23 protein-coding genes, 1 tRNA gene and 2 pseudogenes are annotated in these 25,245 nt (G+C 39.9%); 1 reads left to right on the forward strand and 25 read right to left on the reverse strand.

Going from position 1 to position 25,245, the window contains the following annotated elements; genetic code table 11:
* Positions 1-36 precede the first annotated feature (36 nt).
* The 13 genes and pseudogenes from bsh to R8695_RS17345 all read right to left on the reverse strand — a co-directional run bounded on the left by bsh (position 37) and on the right by R8695_RS17345 (position 10,264).
* Complete coding sequence (gene bsh, locus R8695_RS17285; RefSeq protein ID WP_154780155.1) at positions 37-1,014, reverse strand: choloylglycine hydrolase; 978 nt, start codon at positions 1,012-1,014, stop codon at positions 37-39.
* A 134-nt stretch (positions 1,015-1,148) separates the two neighbouring features.
* The gene (locus R8695_RS17290; RefSeq protein WP_154780156.1) at positions 1,149-1,553 is read right to left on the reverse strand and encodes a hypothetical protein; all 405 of its coding nucleotides are present in this window, start codon (positions 1,551-1,553) and stop codon (positions 1,149-1,151) included.
* A gap of 7 nt (positions 1,554-1,560) precedes the next feature.
* Positions 1,561-1,857, reverse strand: coding sequence for a hypothetical protein (locus tag R8695_RS17295; RefSeq protein ID WP_005334864.1), 297 nt, complete (start codon positions 1,855-1,857; stop codon positions 1,561-1,563).
* 9 nt (positions 1,858-1,866) lie between these two features.
* Positions 1,867-2,817 carry a DUF6017 domain-containing protein gene (locus R8695_RS17300; protein WP_243139496.1) on the reverse strand — a complete coding sequence of 317 codons (951 nt, stop codon included), beginning with the start codon at positions 2,815-2,817 and terminating at the stop codon, positions 1,867-1,869.
* Positions 2,771-3,034: pseudogene (locus tag R8695_RS17305) on the reverse strand (ParB N-terminal domain-containing protein); the annotation flags it as partial. The gene R8695_RS17300 and the pseudogene R8695_RS17305, both read right to left, overlap by 47 nt.
* On the reverse strand, positions 3,024-3,809 hold the full coding sequence (locus tag R8695_RS17310; protein WP_055148854.1) for a ParA family protein: 786 nt from the start codon (positions 3,807-3,809) through the stop codon (positions 3,024-3,026). The pseudogene R8695_RS17305 and the gene R8695_RS17310, both read right to left, overlap by 11 nt.
* 14 nt (positions 3,810-3,823) lie before the next feature.
* Positions 3,824-4,789 (reverse strand): annotated as a pseudogene (locus R8695_RS17810) (ParB/RepB/Spo0J family partition protein).
* 326 nt (positions 4,790-5,115) lie between these two features.
* Positions 5,116-5,189: transfer RNA gene (locus R8695_RS17320), tRNA-Arg, on the reverse strand.
* A gap of 425 nt (positions 5,190-5,614) precedes the next feature.
* Complete coding sequence (locus R8695_RS17325; protein WP_154780157.1) at positions 5,615-6,490, reverse strand: DUF3881 family protein; 876 nt, start codon at positions 6,488-6,490, stop codon at positions 5,615-5,617.
* A 32-nt stretch (positions 6,491-6,522) separates the two neighbouring features.
* Positions 6,523-7,818 (reverse strand): serine--tRNA ligase, encoded by a 1,296-nt coding sequence (gene serS / locus R8695_RS17330; RefSeq protein ID WP_118511953.1) that lies wholly within the window; start codon positions 7,816-7,818, stop codon positions 6,523-6,525.
* Positions 7,819-8,001: 183 nt separating this feature from the next.
* Positions 8,002-8,520, reverse strand: a complete 519-nt coding sequence (locus R8695_RS17335) for a DUF4446 family protein (RefSeq protein ID WP_118511951.1) — start codon at positions 8,518-8,520, stop codon at positions 8,002-8,004.
* A gap of 14 nt (positions 8,521-8,534) precedes the next feature.
* Entirely contained in the window at positions 8,535-9,497 is a 963-nt protein-coding gene (locus tag R8695_RS17340; protein ID WP_154780158.1) for a ParB/RepB/Spo0J family partition protein, read from the reverse strand.
* Positions 9,497-10,264, reverse strand: a complete 768-nt coding sequence (locus R8695_RS17345) for a ParA family protein (protein WP_118511947.1) — start codon at positions 10,262-10,264, stop codon at positions 9,497-9,499. The genes R8695_RS17340 and R8695_RS17345 overlap by 1 nt, the downstream gene beginning before the upstream one ends.
* Before the next feature lie 330 nt (positions 10,265-10,594).
* On the opposite strand from R8695_RS17345, the gene R8695_RS17350 reads away from it, so the two are divergent.
* The gene (locus R8695_RS17350) at positions 10,595-11,548 is read left to right on the forward strand and encodes an alpha/beta fold hydrolase (RefSeq protein WP_154780159.1); all 954 of its coding nucleotides are present in this window, start codon (positions 10,595-10,597) and stop codon (positions 11,546-11,548) included.
* 96 nt (positions 11,549-11,644) lie between these two features.
* On the opposite strand, the gene R8695_RS17355 is transcribed toward R8695_RS17350, so the two are convergent.
* From R8695_RS17355 to rpmH, 12 genes are all read right to left on the reverse strand, one after another.
* Positions 11,645-13,393 carry a DUF4340 domain-containing protein gene (locus R8695_RS17355; protein WP_167515463.1) on the reverse strand — a complete coding sequence of 583 codons (1,749 nt, stop codon included), beginning with the start codon at positions 13,391-13,393 and terminating at the stop codon, positions 11,645-11,647.
* 17 nt (positions 13,394-13,410) lie between these two features.
* Positions 13,411-14,892, reverse strand: a complete 1,482-nt coding sequence (locus R8695_RS17360; protein WP_154780160.1) for a GldG family protein — start codon at positions 14,890-14,892, stop codon at positions 13,411-13,413.
* Between the two features lie 13 nt (positions 14,893-14,905).
* Positions 14,906-15,769: an ABC transporter permease subunit gene (locus R8695_RS17365; protein WP_118511941.1), complete on the reverse strand. Its 864-nt coding sequence runs from the start codon at positions 15,767-15,769 to the stop codon at positions 14,906-14,908.
* Positions 15,766-16,806, reverse strand: a complete 1,041-nt coding sequence (locus R8695_RS17370) for an ABC transporter ATP-binding protein (RefSeq protein WP_118511939.1) — start codon at positions 16,804-16,806, stop codon at positions 15,766-15,768. Before R8695_RS17370 ends, R8695_RS17365 begins: the two co-directional genes overlap by 4 nt.
* A gap of 375 nt (positions 16,807-17,181) precedes the next feature.
* Positions 17,182-17,907, reverse strand: a complete 726-nt coding sequence (gene rsmG / locus R8695_RS17375) for a 16S rRNA (guanine(527)-N(7))-methyltransferase RsmG (protein ID WP_154780161.1) — start codon at positions 17,905-17,907, stop codon at positions 17,182-17,184.
* A gap of 269 nt (positions 17,908-18,176) precedes the next feature.
* Positions 18,177-20,051, reverse strand: coding sequence for a tRNA uridine-5-carboxymethylaminomethyl(34) synthesis enzyme MnmG (gene mnmG, locus R8695_RS17380; RefSeq protein WP_118511935.1), 1,875 nt, complete (start codon positions 20,049-20,051; stop codon positions 18,177-18,179).
* Between the two features lie 45 nt (positions 20,052-20,096).
* A complete protein-coding gene (mnmE, locus tag R8695_RS17385) occupies positions 20,097-21,470 on the reverse strand; it encodes a tRNA uridine-5-carboxymethylaminomethyl(34) synthesis GTPase MnmE (protein WP_118511933.1) in 1,374 nt (457 codons plus the stop codon).
* A gap of 192 nt (positions 21,471-21,662) precedes the next feature.
* On the reverse strand, positions 21,663-22,613 hold the full coding sequence (gene jag / locus R8695_RS17390) for an RNA-binding cell elongation regulator Jag/EloR (RefSeq protein ID WP_118511931.1): 951 nt from the start codon (positions 22,611-22,613) through the stop codon (positions 21,663-21,665).
* Between the two features lie 20 nt (positions 22,614-22,633).
* The gene (locus tag R8695_RS17395) at positions 22,634-23,932 is read right to left on the reverse strand and encodes a membrane protein insertase YidC (RefSeq protein WP_334296261.1); all 1,299 of its coding nucleotides are present in this window, start codon (positions 23,930-23,932) and stop codon (positions 22,634-22,636) included.
* Positions 23,933-24,010: 78 nt separating this feature from the next.
* Entirely contained in the window at positions 24,011-24,223 is a 213-nt protein-coding gene (gene yidD / locus R8695_RS17400) for a membrane protein insertion efficiency factor YidD (protein ID WP_154780162.1), read from the reverse strand.
* Complete coding sequence (gene rnpA / locus R8695_RS17405) at positions 24,201-24,563, reverse strand: ribonuclease P protein component (RefSeq protein ID WP_118511929.1); 363 nt, start codon at positions 24,561-24,563, stop codon at positions 24,201-24,203. Before rnpA ends, yidD begins: the two co-directional genes overlap by 23 nt.
* Positions 24,564-24,644: 81 nt before the next feature.
* Positions 24,645-24,779, reverse strand: a complete 135-nt coding sequence (gene rpmH / locus R8695_RS17410) for a 50S ribosomal protein L34 (RefSeq protein WP_008708004.1) — start codon at positions 24,777-24,779, stop codon at positions 24,645-24,647.
* Positions 24,780-25,245: the final 466 nt, after the last annotated feature.

The following is a 25,245-nucleotide window of genomic DNA, read 5'->3' on the forward strand; positions in this document are numbered from 1 at the left end:
AACTTTCCTTTCTACCTCATCCCTGATTTCAAAACATTATTTATTTTGATAGTTGATTCGTTCTCCTTGAATTACTGGATAACAAATCATTTTATCACTATCCAGATTTTCTACATGCATATCTACTGCACTGATCTGATGGTTTTCATAAGTATTGTAATAATAAATACCTTTTGTAATATTACAACACGACGTATACAATGTGATTTCATATTTTCCATCCGCTACTTCGCAACATCCTCGTTGCTGATCCACAGATCCGAGAATGTGGAAGAATTGGCTAACGCTTTCTTCCTCTGATTCACCTGAAATTGCATTTACCTTTGTAAAAGCTACACGTACAAAGCGTGAGGAAGATGAGAGATCTCCCGGAAGACCTAATCCTCCCATACCTCTACTATATGCATCAAGAGCCAAATTTTCGCAGAAAGTATTTCTGGGCTGTTTAGGAGATAAATACATATAATTATTTAGTTGAAACATCTGCTGTGGAAATGGAGGATTATTCGTAAGCACTCCTACTGGATTGTCATAAATATGCAAACCATCTGACATAGATTCTACCGTAATTGACTCATTCTCATCAGAAATGATCCAGTGTAATTGTGCTAATGGTAATTGCTCGCTGAAAGGAGTATTAACAATATTAATTCGTTCAAGAAGCTCGCGAACTTCAACTAAAGAAGAACACTGACTTAAAATCCACGGAATAAATTCAAACTGTGCAATATTTTCCACATCTGGCTTAATCGCGGCATAAACAGCATTTCCGACAAAATTCAGTCCTGCCATTGCCACTCCTTTTTCATTCATAGCATCATAATACAAAGGATAATCCTCAGCAACATGAGCCATTCCAATAATTGCATAATGATTTTTCATATCGCCAACATGGCGAAAATTAAACGCATAATTACGTGGTGTAATTACTATCTGATCACCATAAGAGAATTCATAATCGAGGGTTCGTCCAAAGTAAAAATCTTTTGTTTTATAAGTTGCTGCTGTACACATGATCGTTTATCCTCCTAAATAGATTGAAATATGTCAATGAGCTTTTTCTTGAACAATATTATAGCACAATTCTTTTATTTTGTTCCAACTTCATACATGATCATAACATGTAAACTTTAAACTATTTTCCTAGATTATTTCTCCATCAGTTTTTCAAACCAGGTATCCATAGCTAGGATGAATTGACCTACGTCTGGCAATTCTTGCAGCATTTCGTTTAGGGTTTTGTGCTTCACATATTTCTGCACATACACCCAACAGGCAACGCTACTGGCTTCTGATACAATGTCAGCTATGGTTTTGCGCATAAGCTCTTCAAATTCAGCAATTTCTTCTTTTGGAACAACATCATACAGAGTTGATGCCTGATGACTTATTTTTACTCCATTTTCATTTGCATCTTTAAGCAGATTCTTAACTTTTTCTCTTGAATCCTCCGGTACTTTCATGTACTCCCACATAAATGCTACCACATCGGCTGGTGTGTCTTTTTTTAGTGGTGGTAACTGAATATAATCATTGTTTTCGCTCATTTTCATATCCTCCTCACGATATAATAAAATCAATAATACGTTCTCTTGTCATGTCCAGTACAGTGTCCACGAATACTCCTGCAAACAGGATCAGATACAGAATTACACTCAGCGAAAATAGAAATGCAACCTGTACCCAATCATGGTAACAGTATGCAGTCGCTATGATCAATAAAGTGAATATAAACCCAAGGATCCCTCTGACAACCGCATAAGTCTGTACTGTCATTTTTACTGCCAAGCCGATCACAAAAAGGATCAGCCATACCGGCAGTAATAATATCTTTCCAGCAAGTTTTAAAATAAACATGTGCACCTCCTATCTTACCAGTCCTGGCATATCATGGTTCACCTCTGCCTGATAATACCCGTTCATCGTTGACGGTGCATTAAACAGGGCTGCTAATAAATATTTCTTGATGTTCTTCACCTTTGTGGTGTTACCACTCATACAGTGTAAGACATACTCGATATGTGAATAGGTCAGCATCAGAAATTTTTTCTTCACCAGTGATGCCGGATACCAGTTGCTGGCAATCAAGATCTTGTCATTTTTACACATCACAGTCTCTACGATCAGGTTCACGATTTCATCTACCTGCCGCATATCGTCATGATGGGTTACTTCCAGTGATTCATAATCAATGGTCTCTTTGACAAGGTTTTCATAAGCCTGATAATCCTCAGAGCGGTTATCGCCATCGGATCGATTCTCATCTGCAGATACGATTTGATTAGATTTATTATCATTCATTTCAGTATCACTAAGATTAGTATTATTAGGGTTTGAAATGTAAACTTCTTGAAGTTTGTTTTCGGGACTTCTAGAAGTTTGATTTTGGGACTTCATGAAGTTTGAAATGTAAACTTCTGTAGATTCCTCATTTTCCACAGAAGTTTGTTTTTTAAACTTCTTTAATTCCTCTTCAAATTTTTTCTCATCTGTTTTCTCAGGCATAAAGGTTTTCACGTAGATAACGTTCACCTTTCCAAATCCCTGTCTGCGTTTCTCAATCAGGCCAATCCCTGTTTCGTCATCCAGTTCTCTCATGGATTTGATGGCTTTATTTCTGCCACAGTTCAGTAATTCCATGATATCTTCGATGGAAAAGTAGATATATGCTCTGTTTTTGTCATCAAACCACTGATTCTTGATGGAAAGAGACATTCGATCCAACATCAGTCCATATAAAATTTTAGCATCGCTCGATAAATCTTTAAAGTGCTGCATGCATTCTTCTGTGACCGGATACCATTTCATATTCTTCATTATCATCCATTCGAAGCAGTACCGGTGTCAGTACTCCATTGATCCTTACACTTTCAACCAGATCCTGCATCTTTTCATCATCCAGCACCTTGAACGGATGATTTTTAAACGGATGGATCTTACTGATTTCTATCTCCATTGCAGATTCTTCATTTACCACACCCAGCAGTTCATCAATGCTTGCCAGTTTAATCTTTTCGCCACTTCTATTTTTCATTTTTCAAAACCTCCTGTGTTAAGTTCTTATATGCTTCGGCAACTTTTCCTTTCGGGCAGTGCATGTAGATGCTTTTTCCCTCTGCACTGGTCTCAGCAGCTTTTACAGACATCGGGATCACATTTTCAAATACCTCGATCTGACTTCCGTAGGTTGTATGTACTCTCGATGCAATATCCCTTGCGTAATTGGTTCTGAAATCTACCATGGTCAGGAGAATGCCCTCAATCGCCAGTTTCCGGTTCAGTCTTTTCTTTACTGTAAGAATGGTCTTGATCAGCTGCTGAAGTCCTTTCACCGGCAGATATGCGGCTTGCACAGGTATCAACACAGAATCGGAAGAGACCAGTGCATTGATTGTCATCATACCAAGGCTCGGCATACAGTCGATCAGGATATAATCGTATCGGCATCGTATCGCATCGATATATTCTTTCATGATCATTTCTCTGCTCATAACATTTCCCATCGTTACTTCCAGTGCGGAAAGCTCAATATTTGCCGGGAGAAGATCTACATTTTCCTGGTGATGTAAAATCCCATCTTCCAGAGAGATTTCTTCTTCGTTGATGACATCCATCATGATCGTTGCCAATGTGATGCGAAGATCATCCGGTTCCTCATATCCAAGACTTGCGGTTAAACTTCCCTGTGGATCCGCGTCGATCAGCAACACTTTCTTACCTTCTCTTGCCAGTCCAATGCCTACATTTACGGTTGTGGTGGTCTTTCCGACGCCACCTTTCTGGTTTACTACGGATATAACTTTACACATGATTTCTTCCTCCTTTAACTTTCCCATGATTCTTTTTTCCATAATTTCAACAGTGCCAGTATTTCCCGTTTCATCATTGCCGGTGTATAAGAATTTGGAAAATACTTGTGTAACTGCTCGTTTGTGAATGCCACTCTTGTGATCTCACCCTTTTTCACTTCACACATGATTTCTTCCATCTTTTCCAATGACAACTGTTTTTCTTTACTCAGTTGCCGGATCCTCTGTGCCTGTGAGAGTGATGGGATCGCCTGTGCATACTCCATTGCTACAAGCAATTCCTTTTGCTCTTTTTCACTTAATGCTGCTATCTCTACAGCCGGACAAAAAGAAATAATCTCATCATCCAGTTTCTGCAGCATTTCCGGTATAAGCTTTGTCAGTGATATATAACGCTGCACTTGTTTTGGACTATCTCCACAATCCTCACTGATAATATCTATCGATCGTTTTCTTGGTTTTTTGTGGTCAACTTGGCTCTTTTTCGACCACTCTTTCTTTTTAGTACGTCATTTTTCAGTTTGTAAGCAAAAGCTTTTTCACTGTAACTGATCCGTTCTCTGTGTAGATTGGAATCTACCATACTTAAAATGGAATCATCTTCACTTAATACTCGGATAATTACCGGTACTTTACGGTATCCCAGCTTCTCCGCAGCATGTTTTCTTCTGTGGCCGGATATGATCTCATAGTAGCCATCCGGTACTGGTCTGACGATCAGCGGATTTAATATTCCATACTTCTCAATGCTTTCCTGCAGAAGAAACATTTCCTTATCATCTTTCACCTGAAACGGATGCTCTTTGAACGGTCGAAGACGCTCAATCTCAATTTCTATGATTCTTTCTTCGTTTACTCCTGATTGCCTGTTTGGTTCAGTCATCTTGACTCCTTTCCTCCAGGATTCAGGACACTAAAAAATGCCTGCCTGGAACTTTTATAGATAGTAAAGTTCCAAACAGACATTGCTGTTTGACCATTAGCTGTAGCTAATAGAATTGAATACTGTTTCAGCTAATTCATGTTTGCAAGTTTGGGAGAGATTGTTTCTTTTCCCGCCTTTTCTCTGATTTACATCCCCGAATAAGGGGTGACAACAGAGCGGAACCCAAATGTTAGCTGAACTTCCTAAAACCCATGTTTGCAAACCGGTAATTTTGATTAGCTGTCAGCTAACAAAAATCGGATTGAGTTAGCTGGAAATTGATCATTTTGAATGGAATTTCATGTCACGAACGTGATTAGAAAATAACAAAAGCGTTCGCTGTCAGCTAATCCAGCTAACATTTTCGAACGCTTTGAAGCCCGTCGCCAAGAGGATTTGAACCTCCGACCCCTCGCTTAGGAGGCGAGTGCTCTATCCAGCTGAGCTATGACGACACATGCCGCAAACCCTTGATTTTACTGGGTTTCTGGGATTTTTCCCTTCGGCCATATATAAGATTATCAACTCTATTTCGAGTTGTCAATCTACAGATTTTTTTGATTTGGTAACATTAGAACGTTCCCCAATTTGGGGAATGCTTTGTTGTCACCTTTGGCGTTTTTCAGAATAGATTCGAACTGAAAGTTGTTTTTCATTTTTTCCCTTTGGGGAATGCCTCGGCTTTCTCTTAGGAGGCGAGTGCTCTATCCAGCTGATCTACGAGGACATTTAACTTACATTGGTAATTGTACTATATTTAAGCAGAAAATACAAGTAGCACTTTTTAGTCCTGTCATATTATTTATTGTTTCACGTGAAACATTTTTCTGTGTTTCACCATTTTATGTTTCACGTGAAACATTTAGTCAGATCAAAGCTTTTAATAATGCAGCTGCCCCTGCAGCCACACGATTCCTTTGAATCTGCGGCCTATTTGGGGTTCTCCCAGGACATCTGCCTTATTAATACAGACATCAAACAGCATATCATTACATTCCAACGTAAACTGATATATCTCTTCTCCTGTAATAATGTTCTTGAACAGCATATAATCAATGATCTCGCCCATAACGCTATACTGGTCACATTCAATGCCATGAGGCATAAAATAGGAATCCACAATTGTAAATATATCTTCCGTAACAATTCTCTGAGATATCATGGAATATGTGTCCATATCTTCCATGGTAAGACTTTCCATCGCCTCTTCGTCTCCGTTTCTGGCTGCAGCGATCAGATGATTTCTGTTTTTTGTGAGTTCACGTTCTACCTTTACCGCTTCTTTATCTTTTTCTACAGGAAAAAGAATCTTTCCTTCTTTTGCCAGACCAGAAAGGGTCAACGGTGGATTCCCGGAAAGCATTTCTTCTCTGCCCCGCTGCTGAAGATATTCAGCAGCGTTCTGCAGATAAAAAATTAATGTAACTCCTATTCTCAGATCGTCACAGGCACCTGCAAAAGATTCCTTATCAGCATGCCTCTCAATTACCACGTTCTCCTGCGTGGTAATCCCTGTGCCGCGGAAAAACGGGAAATAGTAATCCACATGGAACTGATTGTCTTCATCATACTGTCCGCAGACTGTAATCCCGCAATCACATCCATAATTCTTGGAAAACTCAGCAAATATACCATCCTGATGATCTTCCACCACATATTTCTCATCATAGGTTTCCACCACATCCATGATAATCTGCTCAATACTGCTTCTTTTGGTGATCTTAGAAAAACCAACTGCCCTCAGATAACTATGCATAAGAACACCTCCCTGAAAAAGCTCATCTCCCATTAAGCGCGGGTCTTTTTCTCAATCTTGGTCATTCCACCCATGTATGGCTGCAGAGCCTTCGGGATGCTGACAGATCCATCTGCATTCAGGTTGTTTTCCAGGAACGCGATCAGCATTCTCGGAGGTGCTACTACTGTGTTATTTAATGTATGCGCAAGATATTTCTTTCCATCTTTGCCATTTACACGGATTTTCAGACGACGTGCCTGTGCATCTCCAAGGTTGGAGCAGCTTCCTACCTCGAAGTATTTCTTCTGACGAGGAGACCATGCTTCTACATCCAGAGATTTCACTTTCAGGTCTGCCAGGTCACCGGAGCAGCATTCCAGAGTACGTACCGGAATATCCAGAGAACGGAACAGATCAACTGTGTTCTTCCATAATTTATCGAACCACATCGGGCTTTCTTCAGGTCTGCACACAACGATCATTTCCTGTTTCTCGAACTGATGGATACGGTATACACCTCTCTCTTCCAGTCCATGAGCACCCTTTTCCTTACGGAAACATGGAGAATAACTTGTAAGTGTCTTCGGAAGTTCTTCTTCAGGAATGATCTGATCGATGAATTTACCGATCATGGAATGTTCACTGGTACCGATCAGGTATAAATCTTCTCCCTCGATCTTATACATCATGGCATCCATTTCAGCGAAGCTCATAACGCCTGTTACTACATTGCTTCTGATCATAAATGGCGGTACACAGTAAGTAAATCCTCTGTTGATCATAAAGTCACGGGCATAAGAGATTACTGCGGAATGAAGTCTCGCAATGTCTCCCATAAGATAATAGAATCCATTACCAGCTACACGTCTCGCACTGTCCAGATCAATTCCGTCAAAGTTTTCCATAATATCTGTATGATATGGAACTTCGAAATCAGGAACAATCGGTTCACCGAATTTCTCAATTTCTACATTTTCGCTGTCATCTTTACCGATCGGTACAGATGGATCGATAATATTCGGAATTACCATCATGTCTTTTAACAGTTCTTCTTCTACTTCTTTCTCTCTTACAGAAAGTTCTTCGATACGGTTTCCGGAAGCAGCTACCTGTTTCTTTACTTCTTCTGCTTCTTCTTTCTTACCCTGTGCCATCAGCGCACCGATCTGTTTGGAAATTTTATTTCTTTCTGCACGAAGAGCTTCTACTTCCTGTTTGATTTCTCTGTTTTCTTTGTCAAGCTCCAGAACTTTGTCTACTAATTCCAGTTTATTATCCTGAAATTTATTGCGGATATTCTGTTTTACGATTTCTGGATTTTCTCTCACAAATTTGATATCTAACATTTCGTTCCTCCTAATGTTATGTATTAACGTTCGCTGCATTTACAACGATATTAATAACCGTTTTGTCTTCTTTATTTAGTCGGGCGGGCCAAAATCATCCTCGCTCGGTTAATTTATCATTCTCTGTAAAGAACGATAGTTATTTAATTATTATCTTTTTTTACTTTTTTATTCACATTCTGATCATTCTTCGATTTCACCAAGACCGAAATTTACAGCTTTACGAAGAGCTTCTACTTCCTCCTGGCTAAGCATAACATAAGACTCACCTTTTACGATTTCCTTCAGATAAAGGAAACAGTTATCACGGCTATGTACCGCATTCAGGATCAGTCCTGTATTTTCCTTATCCAGTAATGCAAGAGCAAAACTGAGTTTGCCTCCCACGTCGTCAAAAGCATCATATTTCTCAACACCATATTTGTTGAACATTTTTTCCATATTTTTCTTAAGGAAAAGGATATCATGATCATGATCTTCTTTTGCTTCATACAGCCTGTCTATCTGGGCAAATTTACGCACAAATACTTTTTCCAATGACTGTGCATCGCTGCCCTTCATAAATATCTTGTATCTACGTTCCAGACGGCTCAGTCGCATATTGTAGCTGATACTTCTTACCAGAAGAAAAACAACGAGGATCAGTAATATAATGATTATAATTCCTGAATCAATACCCAGGTTTTCAAAAATACCACTCATACAGCCATCACTCCTTAATTATGAATGGATTCAAACAAGTCAATAATTCTTTCAAGTTCATCCCTGGAATAATATTCAATCTCTATTTTTCCTTTATCATTTTTCTTTCTATGGATCAGAACTTTTGTTCCCATGATACTCTTCATTTTTTCTTCCAGATTCTCATATGCGGCATCTTCTGCAGAATATGAATGTGATTTCTTCTCTTTTGGCGGCGCCAGAACTGCTTTTACAAGCTTCTCTGTCTCACGAACGCTTAATTTCTCATCAAACACACGCATTGCAAGGCTTTCCTGTTTTTCCATATCAGAAACAGCAAGGATTGCTCTTGCATGACCGGCTGTAATCATTTCATCAATCAGCATCTGCTGTACTTTTGCACTCAGTTTCAGTAATCGCATGGAGTTCGTAACTGCCGTACGGCTTTTTCCTACTCTGTCAGCGATTTCATCCTGTTTCAGATGAAATTCATCCATCAGGCGTTTATAAGCCATCGCTTCTTCAACTGCATTCAGATCTTCCCGCTGAATATTCTCAATCAGGGAAATTTCTACCAGTTCCTGCTCCGAAAACTCCTTAACAATAACAGGAACTTCTTTTAACCCTGCAAGTTTAGCTGCTCTCCAGCGTCTCTCTCCTGCTATAATCTCATAATAGTCCTTTTTTTCGGACACTAGTAAAGGTTGGAGAATTCCATACTGTTTAACGGACTCTGTTAGTTCCAGAAGTGCATCTTCATCAAACTGTTTCCGCGGCTGATTCTGATTTGGTTCTACCATTGATATTTTTACCATCATTGGTACTTTTTTCTGTCTGGGAGTTTCTGTTCTCTCTTTTACATTTTTCACTTTTACTGCAGGTTCTGTCTTTTTTTCAACCTTTGCAGTAAATTTTACTTCATTTTCTTTACTGGCAGTTTTCTTATCCGGAAATAATGCATCTAAGCCTCTGCCAAGACCGTTTTTTCTTCCTGCCATCAATCATCCTCCCTGTTGATCACTTCTTCAGCCAGAAGTCTGTAACTCTCCGCTCCTGATGATCGGGGATCATAAAGAGTGATCGGCTGTCCGTAACTCGGAGCTTCTGCCAGTCTGACATTTCTTGGGATAATTGTTTTGTAAATATTCTGGTTCAGATTCTCTTTCACATTTTCTACCACCTGTAGTGACAGATTGGTTCTGGCATCGTACATTGTAAATACAACGCCTTCCATTTTCAGGCGCTTATTCAGGCGTTCTTTGACCAGGTCTATCGTGTGGATAAGCTGTGAAAGACCTTCCAGTGCATAATATTCACACTGAATCGGAACTAATACAGATGTAGCTGCTGTCAATGCATTGATCGTCAGCATATTTAAAGATGGTGGACAGTCCAGAATAATATAATCATATCTGCGTCTGAGCTTGTCCGTGATCCCCTTTAAAATAAATTCTTTGTTGTCAATTCCTATCAATTCGATTTCTGCACCGGAAAGATTAATATTAGATGGAATCAGATCCAGATTTTCTACAACATTCTTTACAATCGTATCTTTTGTCTCTGCTTCACCTAACAGCAATTCATACAGTGTATTTTCTGCTGCATTTTTGTCCACTCCAAGTCCACTGGTAGTGTTTCCCTGTGGATCAATGTCAATAGTAAGGACTTTTTTACCTTTTTCTGCAAGGCAGGCTGAAAGATTGATCGCAGTTGTAGATTTACCTACTCCACCTTTCTGGTTGGCGACTGCTATAATTCTTCCCAACTTCATTCCTCCTTCATGAGGTTTTCGTTTTGTTTTATATATTGACAATATTGCAGATACATTATAACACTTTTATTATTAACATGCCACATAATGTTTCACGTGAAACATAAAAATTCAATTAATTTTTAGTGATAATATTGTGTATTATGATATGATAACAAATCAACTTACATAGCAGCGTTTTATATATAACAGTTTATTTTACGGTATTTTATTATTATTTGTAGTACTTATATTTTCTTGTAAATTGCTTTTTCTTGGCGTATAATAAGTTTATCATATTCTTTATGAAGGATGTTCTGAAAATTCATCCAAAGGAGGCATGAAATGAATAAACATAAGCACAAAATATTCACCTTTGCTGCTCTTATGACTACTGCTACTGTCGTCGTTCACTTTATCAACCGTACTATTGCTGCTACTGCACAGTTAAAACAATTATTAGGTCTTGCAGACAGCCGAACTTTTGAATGGCGTTTTGGAAATATCAATTATACAAAGAAGGGCAGTGGATCTCCCGTATTATTAATCCATGATGTAATGCCGGGAGCATCCGGTTATGAGTGGAACAGAATTGAAGATTCTCTGGCTGCCGATTATACAGTGTACACCATTGATCTTCTGGGATGCGGACGCTCCGAAAAGCCAGGTATCACATACACAAACTTCGTATATGTTCAAATGATCTGCGATTTTATCCGTAAAGTGATCGGACAGAAAACAGATGTGATCGCAAGCGGGCTCTCCGGTTCTTTCGTAGTTATGGCCTGCCATAATGAGAAAGAACTTTTTAACAAGATCATGCTTGTAAATCCACCAAGCCTAACCCGTTTGAAACAAATGCCATCCAGAAAAGACCGCCTGCTTAAATTCGCTCTGGAAATACCCGTTTTCGGAACTCTGGTATACCATATGATCATCTCCCGCGAGAATGTAAATAATATGTTTATCGAAAAGATGTATTATAATCCATTCCATGTAGATACAGTTATAACTGATGCTTATTATGAAAGCGCACACAAAGGCGGATACTACGCTAAATATTTATATTCCAGCATGATTTCTAAATACATGAGCATCAATATTTCTCATGCTGTAAAATCTCTGGACAACAGTATTTATATTGTAGAAGGCGAATCAGAACCAAACGGCGGATTTATTGTAAATGAGTATTCTGCTCTTAATCCTGCTATTGAAACATCTGTAATTGCCGAAACCAAACATATTCCTCATGTAGAAAAACCTGATGCATTTCTTGAACAGGTTAAGATTTTTTTCTAAACCGAAAATCAAGTCAACACAAAGCCCCCAATGTTTCCTGTCATTTATGGAAACATTGGAGGCTTTTTAAGGTTACCTCATTCACTTTTCAGATCATTAGTTTTCTTCAGGATCCGTAGTCTGTGTCTCAGTGCTGTCTGCTGTAGAATCTGAATCTTCTGTGTCATCTGTTGATAAATCCTTACTTGCTTCTGATGCATCTTCTGCATTATCTGTTTCAGTCTCATTGCCGGTCATGGTTTCAAATGTAGTAAACAATTCTTTCACATTCATTTTGTTAACCAGATAAACCTTTTCTCCTACTACTGCTGCATAATAATTTGTATCATAACTGTAGTAAGAAACTTCCAGAGAATCTCCATCCTCTTCTTTAAGTGTAACAGTCATTTCCGGATCGTTCTCCGGAGTATACTCTTCAGTCAGTCTCTTCTGAGCTGTCATATTGGCAAGTTTATTATAGAACGGAGTAAGATCTGATGATTCCAGTTCTTTTCCATTCAGCTTATAAGTTACAGTTTCTGTCTCATTGCCATCATCGTCTGTAGATGTTTCACGTGAAACATTGACCTTATATTCGTTTCCCTGATAAGTCACTTTCATTTCTGACAGATTGTTAATGGATACATAGCTGACTGTCATATCCCAGAAGTCTTCTTCCGCTTTATCTGTAAATGCAGATAATGTATCTACAGACATAGTATATACCTGATCACTGTCATTCACCATGATATATCTGTTGCTGTCATCTGCTTCTTTTCCTACAGTGATCACCAGCTGTTTGTCCACCATTGTTTTCTCATCTTCAGTGTCATCTGTGCTGTCTGCGTCTGATGTATCTGAATCAGTTGTCTCTGTGGTATCCCCATCTGCAGTATCTGTATCATCACTCTCTGATGTGTCAGTGCTGTTTTCTTCTGTAGAACTACTGGTATCTTCTGTATTGTCTGTGTCATCAGAGTCTTCTGAATCATTTTCTACTTCTTCCTGATAATCTACTGTGATCACAGCATACGGATCATCCAGACCATACTCACTCTTATCATCACATTTGTAATTTACAAAAGAATTATATGCCATGCTTCCAAAGGACGAAACCAGAGAGCTTACTGTAGCTGAATCTGTTTTCTCTTTTTCATCTCCCGCACCCTGTATGGTCCACAGACTGTTATCGTCATTCTTTACCAGTTCATATGAATTCTCCCCTGATACATAAATCTTATTGATATCGTCTGTGTTGGAGATTGCCGGAAAATCTTCTCCCTGCGCATAGTCATAAAGATCCTTCGTAAATGGTTCGATACTGGATGCATCTACCATATATACAGTAGTTTTATCATCGTCTTTATACACATAATACTGGCTGGTTGATGAATTTTCATCTCCTACATACAATGTAGTAGTTACTGTCTTTGCCGAATCATCTGCGCTGTCTTCGCTGCTGTCATCCCCGGAATCCTTTGTAACGATTTTAAGTGTATTGGATGGTGTATCCAGTCCATATTCTTCCAGATCTTCCACATCACTCAGCACTCTGTCTGATTCAATAGATGCCACAGAAGAAGCCGCATCATCCAGAGTTGTCTGATTTACAGGAAACTCTTTTTCATCTTTCTTGATCCACTGATCATTATCTTTTTCGAATGTAGTTTCGTTTTTATCAATCATGAAATCCAGTGACTGGATGTCATCTGCAGATGCAGAGAAAACAGTAGTCTTTTCCTCTGTTTCTTCTTCAGATTCCTTTTGTTCCTGTTTGGCTACGTAGGTTTTTACGCCTGCGTAAGCCCCACAGCAAACAACTAAAACTGCAACTGCAATGACCATTTTTACAGTTTTATTCTTCATTCAAGTCTTCTCCTCTTCTAAGCCTTTCTTCTCTTCATCCAGACTACAAATCCGATAACCAGGAAGATTCCAGGGATCAAAGCAATTGTGCAGATCTTCCAGAATGCTGCATCATAGTCTGTAATAGTCAGGTAAGATACTGACAGGCTCTTGGATGGAATAGATACTGTTGCACTGTCATCTGTGTCTGTCATCCACTTCAAAGATTCAACGATAAGCTTCTCATTACCTCCGGATACCATCTGATTGACCTGTGATTCCATCAGGTTAGAAGTTGAATAATAAACAATCTGAGTTTCTTTGCCATCATCCAGGCTCTCTGTAATGCTAACACCCAGATCAAACGGTCCGTCTGTGTCGCCATCTTCTTTTTCCATTGTGCCGCTGTTTAAGTCGGTCTTGGAATACGCTTTATCGGATGTAGTCAGAATGCTGTTGATCGTAACTGTGTCACGTACATCATCAGATTTCTGGATTCCCTGTGCATACGGTGCCAGTACATAATATCCGCCGGATGCAGTTTCAGAACTTGCATCTGTGCTGTTGATCGTTGGAACCAGATAATACGGCATCTGCATTGCAAAGTGCTGATTATCTCCTTCGAACACAATACCCTCTGCTCTTTCTACGCCATAGTTTGCCAGAACAGCATCAAAGTTCGGCAGATCCTCTGTGATGTAATCAGAGAAGATCATTGCTTTTCCACCATTTTCAAGATAAGTAATAATGGCATTCTTTTCATCCTCAGAAATATCTGTGGACGGAGAATCAATAAAGAGACAGTCCGCATCATCCGGAACACTTCCCTCTGTGAGAAGATTCAGAGATTTAATGTCCATATTTGCTTTTTCGATATCCTCTTTGATAGAGGAATCCATGTCTTTCTCTCCGTGTCCCTCCAATGTATATAAAATCGGGAGATCTTCAGATGTTACATATCCGATTGCACTGGTAATCTGACCTTCGCCATCAAATCCTGTAGTCTGATAGCTGTAGGTCTGGTAATCCATACTGCTTTCATAAATATTATTGTAATCAATTACTTTATTTCTATCTCCGCAGACTACAATAAGACTGTTGGAAGACAGATTATCACTTGTATACTCTGATACAAATTTAGGATTTACTACCGGATCCTTCTGTTCTACTTTAATATGTTTGGATTCATCTTCGTATTTTTTCAGAAGATTGGTAATCTTTTCATCTTCGGATCCGCTCTGTGCGATCTGATAGATGGTTACGTCTTTGTCCAGATCTTTCAGCATTTTCTTTGTTTCATCACCGATGCTGTACAGTTTCTGGCTACTGACATCTATTTCTGAATACTTGGAAGGAATTGTGCTGACGATCATGTTTATAACAATAACAACCGCAATAAAGATCACAGACATCACCATTGCATAGGATCCGTTTTTAATATGTTTTTTGCTGATCTCAGTCAGTTTCTTCCTGTCTGTTTTATTATGATTTTCTTTTTTTAATTTTTCTTTCAGTTTCATCTTTTTCACCTCCCTAGTTCCAACGTCTCTTCAAGATAGACTGCATTGTAAGGAATAAGCAGACTGCAATCACTGAAAGAAAATATACGATACCTTTGATATCGAAAATATTATTTGTAAAATTATCAAAATGTCCACTGAGGTTAAATATATCCAATACCTTCTGGATTCCGCCTTCGAAAATGCTGCTTTTTAAAAGGTATACAATAACAAGTATCACCTCTCCGATCACACCGACCGCTGCTGAGATCAGCACATTCTTGATCATTGTATAAACAATGATCGCCGCTGCCAGGATCAGAAGTCCGAAGGTAACACATGTGGACATGGATGTTTTGGAGAAAAATGATGAAATACCGTTCATCATATAAAATGCAAACAGCAGAACAAAGGTAAGTACTGCTGCGATCACCTGGCTTTCTGTCAGCGCAGACATAAATAAGCCGATGGCAATATTCGCACATCCCAGAAGGAAAAATCCCAGGATTGCTGTATATGCAGTACCGAAATCCACAGTTCCGAATTTAGACATGATCAGTGGATAGGTGCATAAAACCAGGATTGGAATGGCATATACTGTTACCAGTGCCAGATATTTACCTGTTACAATATTTCCTACAGATACCGGTGCTGTCAAAAGCAGCTGATCTGTTTTCTGTTTTCTCTCTTCTGCAAGTACACGCATAGTCAGGATCGGAACTCCGATCAGAAACACAAAAGTTACTGCGCTTAATGTTGTTTCAAATTTCGGATATGCTGCTGAGAGCTGATATGCCGAAAAATAAATACCTGTCAGTACAAGTACGAAAAATATGAACAGGTAACCTACCATAGAGGTCAGGTAACTTTTCAGCTCTCGTTTATAAATCGCTGTCATGATTCTTTTCCCCCTTCATCTTTGTCCTCTTCTGTTTCCGATTCTTTCTGAGTCTGCGTTTCATTGTCTGTCTTTTCATTTTCTGTTTTCACAGCTACAGACTGATCAGATGCAGTCAGTTCGAGGAAGATTTCTTCCAGGGATACTTTCTTGGATTTCATTTCATAGATTGGGCAGTTAATCTCTGCCATCTTATAAAATACTTTTTCCCTGACATCGTTCTGCTCTTCAGTTGTTACTTTTACGCTCCAGAGATTCTGTTTATCATCATGTTCAAGGGAAACACTGTTAATTCCTTCAATACCTTCCAGAGCTTCTTTAATCGGCTTTTCAGCACCCTTTACAAGCATCTCCAGTGTATTGGAGCCTTCCGCAAGTTTGCCCAGGTTTTCCGGTGTATCGCTTGCTACAAGTTTTCCATGGGAAATGATCAGTACGTAATCACATACTGCACTTACTTCAGATAATATATGTGAACTTAAGATTACGGTATGCTTTTTTTTCAGATTTTTGATCAGGGTTCTGATCTCTATGATCTGTTTCGGGTCAAGTCCTACTGTTGGTTCATCCAGAATAATAACTTCCGGATAACCCATGACCGCTTCTGCCAGTCCCACTCTCTGACGGTAACCTTTGGAAAGATTTTTGATCAGCCTGTTTCTCATATCAGAAATCTTTACCATTTCCATGACTTCTTCGATCATATTTGCTTTTTTATCTTTTGGAATTTTCTTCAGATCAGCCACGAATTTCATATATTCCAGAACGGTCATATCAAAATAGAGTGGCGGCTGCTCCGGCAGGTATCCTATGCATTTTTTGGCCTCTTCAGGCTCTTCGAGGATGTCGTGTCCATCTATCTTTACTGTTCCTTCTGTGGATGCGATATATCCTGTTATCATGTTCATAGTGGTGGATTTTCCTGCTCCATTGGGACCGAGGAATCCATAGATCTTGCCTTTCTCTATTTTAAAAGAAAGATGGTCAACTGCCGTATGGTCGCCATATCGTTTGACCAGATTGTTTACTTCAATCAATGTGCTCTCCTCCTTTATATAGATATAGAAAATGCCCTCAGGTGAAACAGAGAATGGGGGGGGAACCCAGGGGCATCTCTATATATATGAGTTTATGATGAAGTTGTGATGAAATTAGGATAAAAGTGTGATTATTTTGTGATGTTTGTGTGTGGGAGGTGGATAGAATAGGAACGCAGAGGAGAGAGGGACGGAGCCCGCCTCGCTCCTGGTGGAAGGAAAATTGTTATTTTCTTATTATTAGTGTTATTAAAATGGAAGTAATGTTGTGTTGTACTCTGCCTGATTTAATATGCCAGAATTGCAAGTGTTGTTTTGCAGTGCTTGCAATTCTAGCATATTTTAATGTAATAATTATTTAATTGAGGTAAAATTTTATTGTCCCAGTGGGGTTTTCAACGGGGTTCCGGCTTTGCGGGGGTAGGGTTTGGGGGTGGGGGTTTGTTTGGTTATGGTTACCAGGGAGCGGGAGATTTCGGAGTCGGGGAGGTCGAAGTAGGTGATTGAGGTTAGTTTTCCTCCCAGGATCTTTATTGCTTTCTGGGCCTGATCGGCTTCTTCCTGGACGGTTCCGGATTTGTAGGAAATGAAGGTTCCTCCGGTTTTTACATATGGGAGGCAGTATTCTGACAAGGTTGCCAGGTTGGATACTGCTCTGGATACGCAGAGATCGTACTTCTCACGATATTCTTTGTTTCTGGCGTACTCTTCGGCTCTGCCGTGGATTGCTTTGATGTTTGTGAAGCCAAGCAGGGTGAAGGTTTCTTCCAGGAAATTTACTCTTTTCTTCAGGGAATCCAGAAGGCAGGCTTCAAGATGCGGAAATGCTATCTTTAACGGAATTCCCGGGAATCCTGCTCCTGTTCCGATATCTATGATTGTTTTTACCTTCGTCATATCTACTGCTTTTACGCAGGACAGACTGTCCAGAAAGTGTTTCGTTAATACTTCCTGAAATTCTGTAATCCCTGTAAGGTTCATCACTTTATTCTTTTCTATCAGATATTCATAATACTGTATATACTGATCTTTCTGCTGCTGTGTAAGTTCAATTCCAAGCTCTGCACATCCATTTTCCAGTATAGTCAGATCGTATAACATAGTTCATTTTCTCCTTTTGTCGGATCAATCATTTTATTGTATTTATTTGTTTTATTGTGTCATTAATTGTACACGCAACATTTATTTACTGTACTTTTTATTTCTCTTTGTTTTGTTTAAAGTTCAATATTCAGTTCTTTGATTCTTTTTTACTTTTGTTAAAGTTCGATATTATTTATGTTTATTCTATGCATCCACGACATGTATTTTATTCTTTCTTATGTGGTTTTTAGTTCAATTCGCATCTTCTTTTCCAACTGTTTTCCGGTTTATCTTGCGCTTGCAAGATAAACCAGAAGTACAGAAATATCTGCCGGTGATACACCAGAAATTCGTGATGCCTGTCCAATGGAGATCGGGCGGTATTCTTCCAGTTTCTGGCGAGCTTCTATGCGGAGGCTGCCTACTTTTTCATAATCCAGATCTGCCGGTATCTTCTTTGCTTCCAGTTTCTTAAACTGTTCTACCTGCTTTAACTGTCTGCGGATATAGCCTTCATATTTGATATTGATGTCTACCTGTTCCTGTACATCCCATGGAAGTTCCGGACGTTCTTTGTCCAGTGGTGCAATCGCTTCATACGAAAGCTCCGGGCGGCGGATCAGCTCTGCAAGGCTTGTTCCTGACTTCAGAGGTGTGCTGTTATAGCTTTCCAGAAGGCTCTGAACCTCACTGGTATTACCGATATTTGTATGTTCTACTCTCTGGATTTCCTGCTGTATAAGCTTCTCTTTGGTAAGGATCTTCTGATAGTCTTCTTCACTGACCAGGCCTACCTGATAACCCTTTTTACGAAGTCTTAAATCTGCATTATCCTGACGCAGAAGCAGTCTGTATTCTGCACGGCTGGTCATCATTCGATATGGTTCATGGTTTTCCTTGGTTACCAGATCATCAATCAGGACACCGATATATGCTTCTGAACGATCCAGGATCAGCTGTTCCTGTCCTTTTACTTCCATGGCCGCATTGATACCGGCGATCAGTCCCTGTGCTGCTGCTTCTTCGTATCCTGAACTTCCGTTGAACTGTCCTCCGCTGAACAGACCTTTTATTTTTTTGAACTCCAATGTAGGATAAAGCTGTCTTGGATTAATGCAATCATATTCAATAGCATATGCATTCTTTACAATTTTAGCATGTTCAAGTCCCGGTACTGAATGGTACATTTCTTCCTGAACATCTTCCGGTAATGAACTTGACATTCCTCCAATATACATTTCGTTTGTATAAAGTCCTTCTGGTTCAATGAACACCTGATGACGGTTTTTGTCTGCAAAACGAACTACTTTATCCTCAATAGACGGGCAGTAACGAGGGCCTGTTCCTTCGATCATACCGGAATATAATGGAGATCTGTCAAGATTTGCGCGTATAATTTCATGAGTTTTCTCATTTGTATAAGTCAGCCAGCAGGATTTCTGCTCGATCTGGACGTCTTCCGGATTTGTTGAGAAAGAAAACGGTACTACTCTCTCATCGCCAAACTGTTCTTCCATCTTACTGTAATCAATGGTATTTCCTGCAATACGGGCCGGAGTTCCTGTTTTGAAGCGGAACATCTCTATTCCAAGCTCTTTCAGGGAATCTGTAAGGTAATTAGCTGCCTGAAGTCCATTAGGGCCGGTATAATTGCTTACATCACCGTAAATACATCTTGCTTTCAGGTAAGTTCCTGTACAGAGAACTACAGCTTTACAATTGTAGACAGCACCGGAATAGGTTTTTACCCCTGTGATCCTGCCTTCTTCAACCAGAAGTTTCGTTACTTCTCCCTGTTTAATAGTGAGGTTTGGGGTGTTTTCCAGTGTTTTACGCATCTCGGTACTGTAAGCTTGTTTATCTGCCTGGGCACGAAGGGAATGTACTGCAGGACCTTTGGAACAGTTGAGCATCTTTGACTGAATAAAAGTCTTATCAATATTTTTTCCCATTTCACCGCCCAGGGCATCCAGCTCTCTTACCAGATGTCCCTTGGAACTTCCACCAACATTTGGATTACATGGCATCAATGCAATACTGTCTACACTGACAGTAAACATGATCGTACTCAGTCCCAGACGTGCACCCGCAAGAGCTGCTTCACAGCCTGCATGGCCGGCACCGACTACCACAATATCATAATTTTCTACTAAATTTTTCATTTTGTCTCCTCTGTTTTACTGTACAATCTATTACTCAGTAATGTCTTATTTACCCATACAGAACTTGCTGAATATTTCATTTACAAGGTCTTCCCCTACAGATTCTCCCAGAATCTTTCCCAGGTTTTCATACGCATTCATCAGATCTATGGAAAAGAAATCCTCAGGCATTCCCATTTCAATACTGTTTCTGACCAGATCAAGGCTTTTATCAGCCTCTTCCAGAGCTGCTTTATGACGTGCGTTGGTAATGTAAACTTCATCATTAAAAGAAAGCTCTCCACCAAAAAACATTTCTTTTACTTTATCTTCCAGTTCCATGATCCCGGTCTCTTCTTTGGCTGAAATAGGGATTACCGGATGTCCGGTCTTTTCCCTTAATTCTTCAAGAGGTATCACCGGTGTCAGGTCAGTCTTATTATACAGGATAATTGCCTTTTTTCCACCCAGCATGGACATAATTTCTTCGTCATTCTCATCCAGCGGCACAGAAGAATCTACCACATAAAGGATCAAATCCGCTTTCTGCGCCATCTCCCTGGCTTTATCCACACCGATCTTCTCTACGATATCTTCTGTCTCACGGATTCCAGCTGTATCTGTGATCTTCAGGGTAATTCCGTGAAGAGTGATATATTCCTCCAGAATATCCCTGGTAGTTCCGGCGATATCCGTTACAATCGCGCGGTTTTCTCCCAGCAGAAGGTTCAGAAGGGAGGATTTTCCGGCATTAGGTTTTCCCAGGATGACTGTCTGGATCCCTTCCTGAATAATCTTTCCATCTGAGGAACTTTTCAACAGTCTCTTTACTTCCTGCTGCTCTTTATCCACAACTTCCAGAAGCTCCTGGGGATATCCGTCCAGACTGATATGTTCCGGATCATCCAACGCAGACTCAATATATGCAATATGGTAGATCAGCTTTTCCCTGATGTCCCGTATCGCCTTCTGTACAGAGCCTCTGAGCTGTTCCATGGAACTTTTCAGCGCATAGTCATTCTTCGCCTGTATTACGTCCATAACGGCCTCTGCCTGGGAAAGATCCAGGCGCCCGTTGAGAAATGCCCTCTTGGTAAATTCTCCTGGTCCTGCGATCTCCGCACCGTTTTTTAATACTGTTTCCAGTACCCTTTTCATCGCATATACACCACCGTGGCAGTCGATCTCTACTGTATCTTCCCCGGTAAAAGTCCTGGGTGCCCGCATGATCATCACCAGCACCTCGTCTACCAGTTCTTCTCCGTTATAAATATATCCATAGTGGATCGTATGGCTGGGTACTTCTTTTATTTTTTTCTTCCCGCCTTTGGATCTGTAAATGCGGGAAATCACATCCATGGCATTCTCACCGCTGATACGGACGATTCCGATCCCGGAAGCGCTCATGGCTGTGGAAATAGCTGCTATCGTTGTTTCCATCTGTTTTTCCTCCACATATTCTTACGAATGCAACATTTTTTGCATTAGAGAAACATTACACATCGGGTAATCGTTCTATAATACAAAAAATGTTACTCCAGGCAAAAGTCTACACGTCAATTCACGTGTTATTCACGCTTTCACCTAGAATAACATTCTTTTTTCAATTCCGCCAGTCAGACGGTTCTTTTATTAATTTCTTTTTAATTTAACCACTACATGGCGGTAAGGCTCTTCACCTTCGCTGACTGTCTCGACGAATTTGTTTCCCTGGAGAGCAGAATGAATGATTCTTCTCTCATAAGGATTCATCGGCTCCAGTACAACTGTTTTTCTTGTTTTCTTTACTTTATAAGCGATGCCTCTTGCAAGGTTTTCAAGAGTCTCTTTACGGCGTTTACGATAGTCCTCTGTATCAAGTTTTACACGGATGTAATTGGACTTTCCTTTGTTTACCACAAGACTTGTCAGGTACTGAAGAGAGTCAAGAGTCTGTCCTCTTTTTCCAATGAGGATACCCATATCCTGTCCTTCGAAATCTACTTCAAGACTTCCATCTGTGGTATTATACTCAGATGTGATCTCCACCTCGCCCAGATTCATGGAAGCGAATACATCATGAAGGAATACCCTTGCTCTTTCTTCTACTTCTTTGATCTCGGCAGGATCTGTAATGATCTCGATAGGTTTGCCTGCCTTTACAGGCTTTTCAGCTGCCTGTTTCGGCTCTCTCGGCTGTTTTTCTCTGGTTGGTCTTTCTTTGGCAGGTTTCAGCTGTCTGGCTTTTTCCTGCTTTGGTAAAGATGCCTTCTGTTCTCTTGCTTCTTTCTTCGGTGCAGCGACTTTTACCGGCTCCGGTTTTCTTTCTTCCATAGCAGAAATTTCTTCTTTGAAAGTCTTTTCCTCTTTGATGGAATCAAGTTTTACAGTTTCAACGATTTCCTTCATCTCTTCTTCTTCAGAAACCGGTTCAACTTTACTTACTTTAATTACTGCAGGCTTGCTGCCGATTCCGAAGAATCCGTTGCTGCCTTCACTTATTACCTGAATCTCAAGCTGGTCACTGGATACGCCAAGCTCGATACATGCTTTTGTAATTGCTTCACTCTTTGTTTTCGCTGAAAACTGGATATAATCCTCCATGCCAACCCCTCCGTTCCTGACTACTTCTTCTTATTACGCTCATCAAATGCTTTTACCATATTGGCTTTCGCAGTGATGCTGCCAGGTTTCGCATTGGATGCATTTTTGTAAGATTCTTCGACTTTCTTCGCTCTTGTCTGAGCATCAGTATTACTGCTGCCCTTTTCGATCTTATTGATATTCTTTACACTCTGATGAGCCTGATTGGTGATCTTCTGAGGTGGAAGTCCCGCTTTTTCACGTTTCTTTTCCATTTTCTTCATATTCTCACTGATCAGGTCCTCGATCTGGATCTTATTCATATGCTTATTGATGATGAGCTGCTGTACACTTCTTACTGCAGCACTGGCAACCCAGTAAATACCAAGACCTACCGGGAAAGTGAAACAGAATACAGCTGACATCAGCGGCATTACCATATTCATGGTCTTCATGGAGTTCATCATCGCATCCTGCTGTGCATCTCCGCCCTGCTGTGCTGCCGAAGGCATCAGCTTTAAGTTGATCATCTGCGTAGCCCATGCCAGGATCGGGATCAGGATTGCAACGATCGCAATAAGAATAGATCCACCCACAAAAGCAGCCTTGATATAAGTCAGTGGCTGATCAGCGATGTTCAGTCCAAAGAAGTTCTGTACATGGGAAATTTCTTTCGCAGTGCTGTTCAGTGTATCGGCAAATCCGGAGAACTGGCTTGTCTCTGCAAGAGTCTTCCACTGGGAAGGTGATAAAGCATATAAAAAATCTGTTACAGAATTGCTGGTAGCATTACTTCCATCCATAACAAGCTGAACTCTGGCCATCTTATTATCCGTGATAAACTGCTGCAGGATTTCTGTGTATCCGTTTACACCTGTAATGTTGGTAACTGCAGATGCAAGGATATCTTTTACACTTCCTACATATGCCGGAATTTTATAGATAACCTGATATAATGCCATCAGGATCGGGAACTGAATTGCAAGCTGTACGCAGCTTCCTGTAGGAGATACGCCGTATTTCTGGTATACAGCCTGTGTCTCTTCCTGCATTTTCTGCATGGACGCCTGATCGTTCTTTCCCTTATACTTCTTCTGAATCTTCTGAAGTTCCGGCTGCATGATCGCACTCAGCTTAGAAAACTTCTGCTGTTTGATCTGCAGTGGGGTCATAAGAGCATAAATAAGGATACTGAAGATGATGATACACAGACCGACATTCTGAATTCCGAATACGTTCAGCAGTCTGTAGATACCATCCATGATCCATCCCATGACGGTCGCAAGCTGACCGATAATAGGAGTGCTGCTCTTTGTCGCTAAAATCATTTCCAAGTTCATTTCCTCCTAGAATCCATAACTGACAGGAGGTTCCTTCTCGATCAATTCAATATTCAATTTTCAAGTACATTCCTGTCTTTACGGTACAGGGTCATAGCCTCCATGGGAAAAAGGATTACATCGAAGTATCCTCCATACAGCCAGAAGGCCGCCCTTCAACGCACCATATTTTTCAATTGCTTCTAAACCATATTGAGAACATGTGGGAATATAAGGACATTTCGTTCTCTTCATCGGTGATAAATATTTTTGATAGAGTTTTATAAGCTTAATCAGAAATTTCTTTATCATTGTTCTTACCTGCTATGGCATGTTTGTCTGCCAGATGCATAAGGGCGCTCTCTATCTCCTGATAGGTACGGTCCTTAGCCTGGGGACGTGCCACCACTACAATATCCAGACCAGTTTCAAATTCCATTTCATGTAATCGATAGCTCTCTCTGATCAACCTGGTGACTCTGTGGCGAACCACACTATTCCCTACTTTTTTACTTACTGATATTCCCAGACGATTCTTCATGTACTGATTTTTCAGTACGTACATCACCAGATACCGATTTCCTTTTGATGTTCCATTTCTGTATACTTTTTGAAAATCTTGATTCTTTTTTAAGGACTCTGATTTATACATTAGAATCCTCCTTCATAAATGTCTCTCCTGAATAAAGAGAATTTTAAGAGAAGAAAAGACCACATAACTGCGGTCTTATTCTTAAGCTGATAAATGCTTTCTTCCTTTTAATCTTCTTGCAGCTAATACTTTACGTCCGCCCTTTGTGCTCATACGAGCTCTGAAACCATGGACTTTCGCTCTAGATCTTTTTTTCGGCTGAAATGTCATTTTCATAGGTAAAGCACCTCCTTTATCTATTTTCCATGTTAAATTTTACTTATTAGAACATCATTTCAATTATATTCATAAAGGGCTGATTCGTCAAGTACTATTTCACCAAAGATTTATCTCTTTTTTTTCGGGTATTGTGGATTATTATTGTGGTTTACGTAACATTATCCACAATTTGTGGATAACTTGTGGATAACTTGTGGAATAATCCTAAATCTATCCACTTTTTCCCCTCTCTTTTTACACATATCTAAATAAAAATCTCTTATTTACGCCTTTTCGACAGTGTATAAAATTATACACACATTTTTGTGGATTTCAATCAGATAATGTCGTTTTATGGTAACCACAATGGCCTTATACACTCTTATCCACACTAATCCACATAAAAATTGGGGATAACTTTTTTTTCCACATTTCCATCAAATATGCATTGCTAAAATATACGTTTTATTATAATATATATAAG

It is taken from the genome of Blautia luti (assembly GCF_033096465.1).
GTDB lineage: Bacteria > Bacillota > Clostridia > Lachnospirales > Lachnospiraceae > Blautia_A > Blautia_A luti.

What these genes read in the sequence shown, in the direction of transcription:
- yidD (WP_154780162.1), bottom strand. Translation starts at nt 24,223, where the DNA reads ATGATAAAGAAATTTCTGATTAAGCTTATAAAACTCTATCAAAAATAT.
- R8695_RS17335 (WP_118511951.1), bottom strand. Translation starts at nt 8,520, where the DNA reads ATGAGTGGTATTTTTGAAAACCTGGGTATTGATTCAGGAATTATAATC.
- R8695_RS17395 (WP_334296261.1), bottom strand. Translation starts at nt 23,932, where the DNA reads ATGAACTTGGAAATGATTTTAGCGACAAAGAGCAGCACTCCTATTATC.
- rsmG (WP_154780161.1), bottom strand. Translation starts at nt 17,907, where the DNA reads ATGTTATACGATCTGACTATACTGGAAAATGGATGTGCAGAGCTTGGA.
- mnmG (WP_118511935.1), bottom strand. Translation starts at nt 20,051, where the DNA reads ATGAAAAATTTAGTAGAAAATTATGATATTGTGGTAGTCGGTGCCGGC.
- serS (WP_118511953.1), bottom strand. Translation starts at nt 7,818, where the DNA reads ATGTTAGATATCAAATTTGTGAGAGAAAATCCAGAAATCGTAAAACAG.
- R8695_RS17310 (WP_055148854.1), bottom strand. Translation starts at nt 3,809, where the DNA reads ATGTGTAAAGTTATATCCGTAGTAAACCAGAAAGGTGGCGTCGGAAAG.
- R8695_RS17350 (WP_154780159.1), top strand. Translation starts at nt 10,595, where the DNA reads ATGAATAAACATAAGCACAAAATATTCACCTTTGCTGCTCTTATGACT.
- R8695_RS17300 (WP_243139496.1), bottom strand. Translation starts at nt 2,817, where the DNA reads ATGAAGAATATGAAATGGTATCCGGTCACAGAAGAATGCATGCAGCAC.
- mnmE (WP_118511933.1), bottom strand. Translation starts at nt 21,470, where the DNA reads ATGGAAACAACGATAGCAGCTATTTCCACAGCCATGAGCGCTTCCGGG.
- R8695_RS17295 (WP_005334864.1), bottom strand. Translation starts at nt 1,857, where the DNA reads ATGTTTATTTTAAAACTTGCTGGAAAGATATTATTACTGCCGGTATGG.
- R8695_RS17340 (WP_154780158.1), bottom strand. Translation starts at nt 9,497, where the DNA reads ATGGCAGGAAGAAAAAACGGTCTTGGCAGAGGCTTAGATGCATTATTT.
- rnpA (WP_118511929.1), bottom strand. Translation starts at nt 24,563, where the DNA reads ATGTATAAATCAGAGTCCTTAAAAAAGAATCAAGATTTTCAAAAAGTA.
- bsh (WP_154780155.1), bottom strand. Translation starts at nt 1,014, where the DNA reads ATGTGTACAGCAGCAACTTATAAAACAAAAGATTTTTACTTTGGACGA.
- jag (WP_118511931.1), bottom strand. Translation starts at nt 22,613, where the DNA reads ATGGAGGATTATATCCAGTTTTCAGCGAAAACAAAGAGTGAAGCAATT.
- R8695_RS17290 (WP_154780156.1), bottom strand. Translation starts at nt 1,553, where the DNA reads ATGAAAATGAGCGAAAACAATGATTATATTCAGTTACCACCACTAAAA.
- R8695_RS17360 (WP_154780160.1), bottom strand. Translation starts at nt 14,892, where the DNA reads ATGAAACTGAAAGAAAAATTAAAAAAAGAAAATCATAATAAAACAGAC.
- R8695_RS17325 (WP_154780157.1), bottom strand. Translation starts at nt 6,490, where the DNA reads ATGCATAGTTATCTGAGGGCAGTTGGTTTTTCTAAGATCACCAAAAGA.
- rpmH (WP_008708004.1), bottom strand. Translation starts at nt 24,779, where the DNA reads ATGAAAATGACATTTCAGCCGAAAAAAAGATCTAGAGCGAAAGTCCAT.
- R8695_RS17365 (WP_118511941.1), bottom strand. Translation starts at nt 15,769, where the DNA reads ATGACAGCGATTTATAAACGAGAGCTGAAAAGTTACCTGACCTCTATG.
- R8695_RS17355 (WP_167515463.1), bottom strand. Translation starts at nt 13,393, where the DNA reads ATGAAGAATAAAACTGTAAAAATGGTCATTGCAGTTGCAGTTTTAGTT.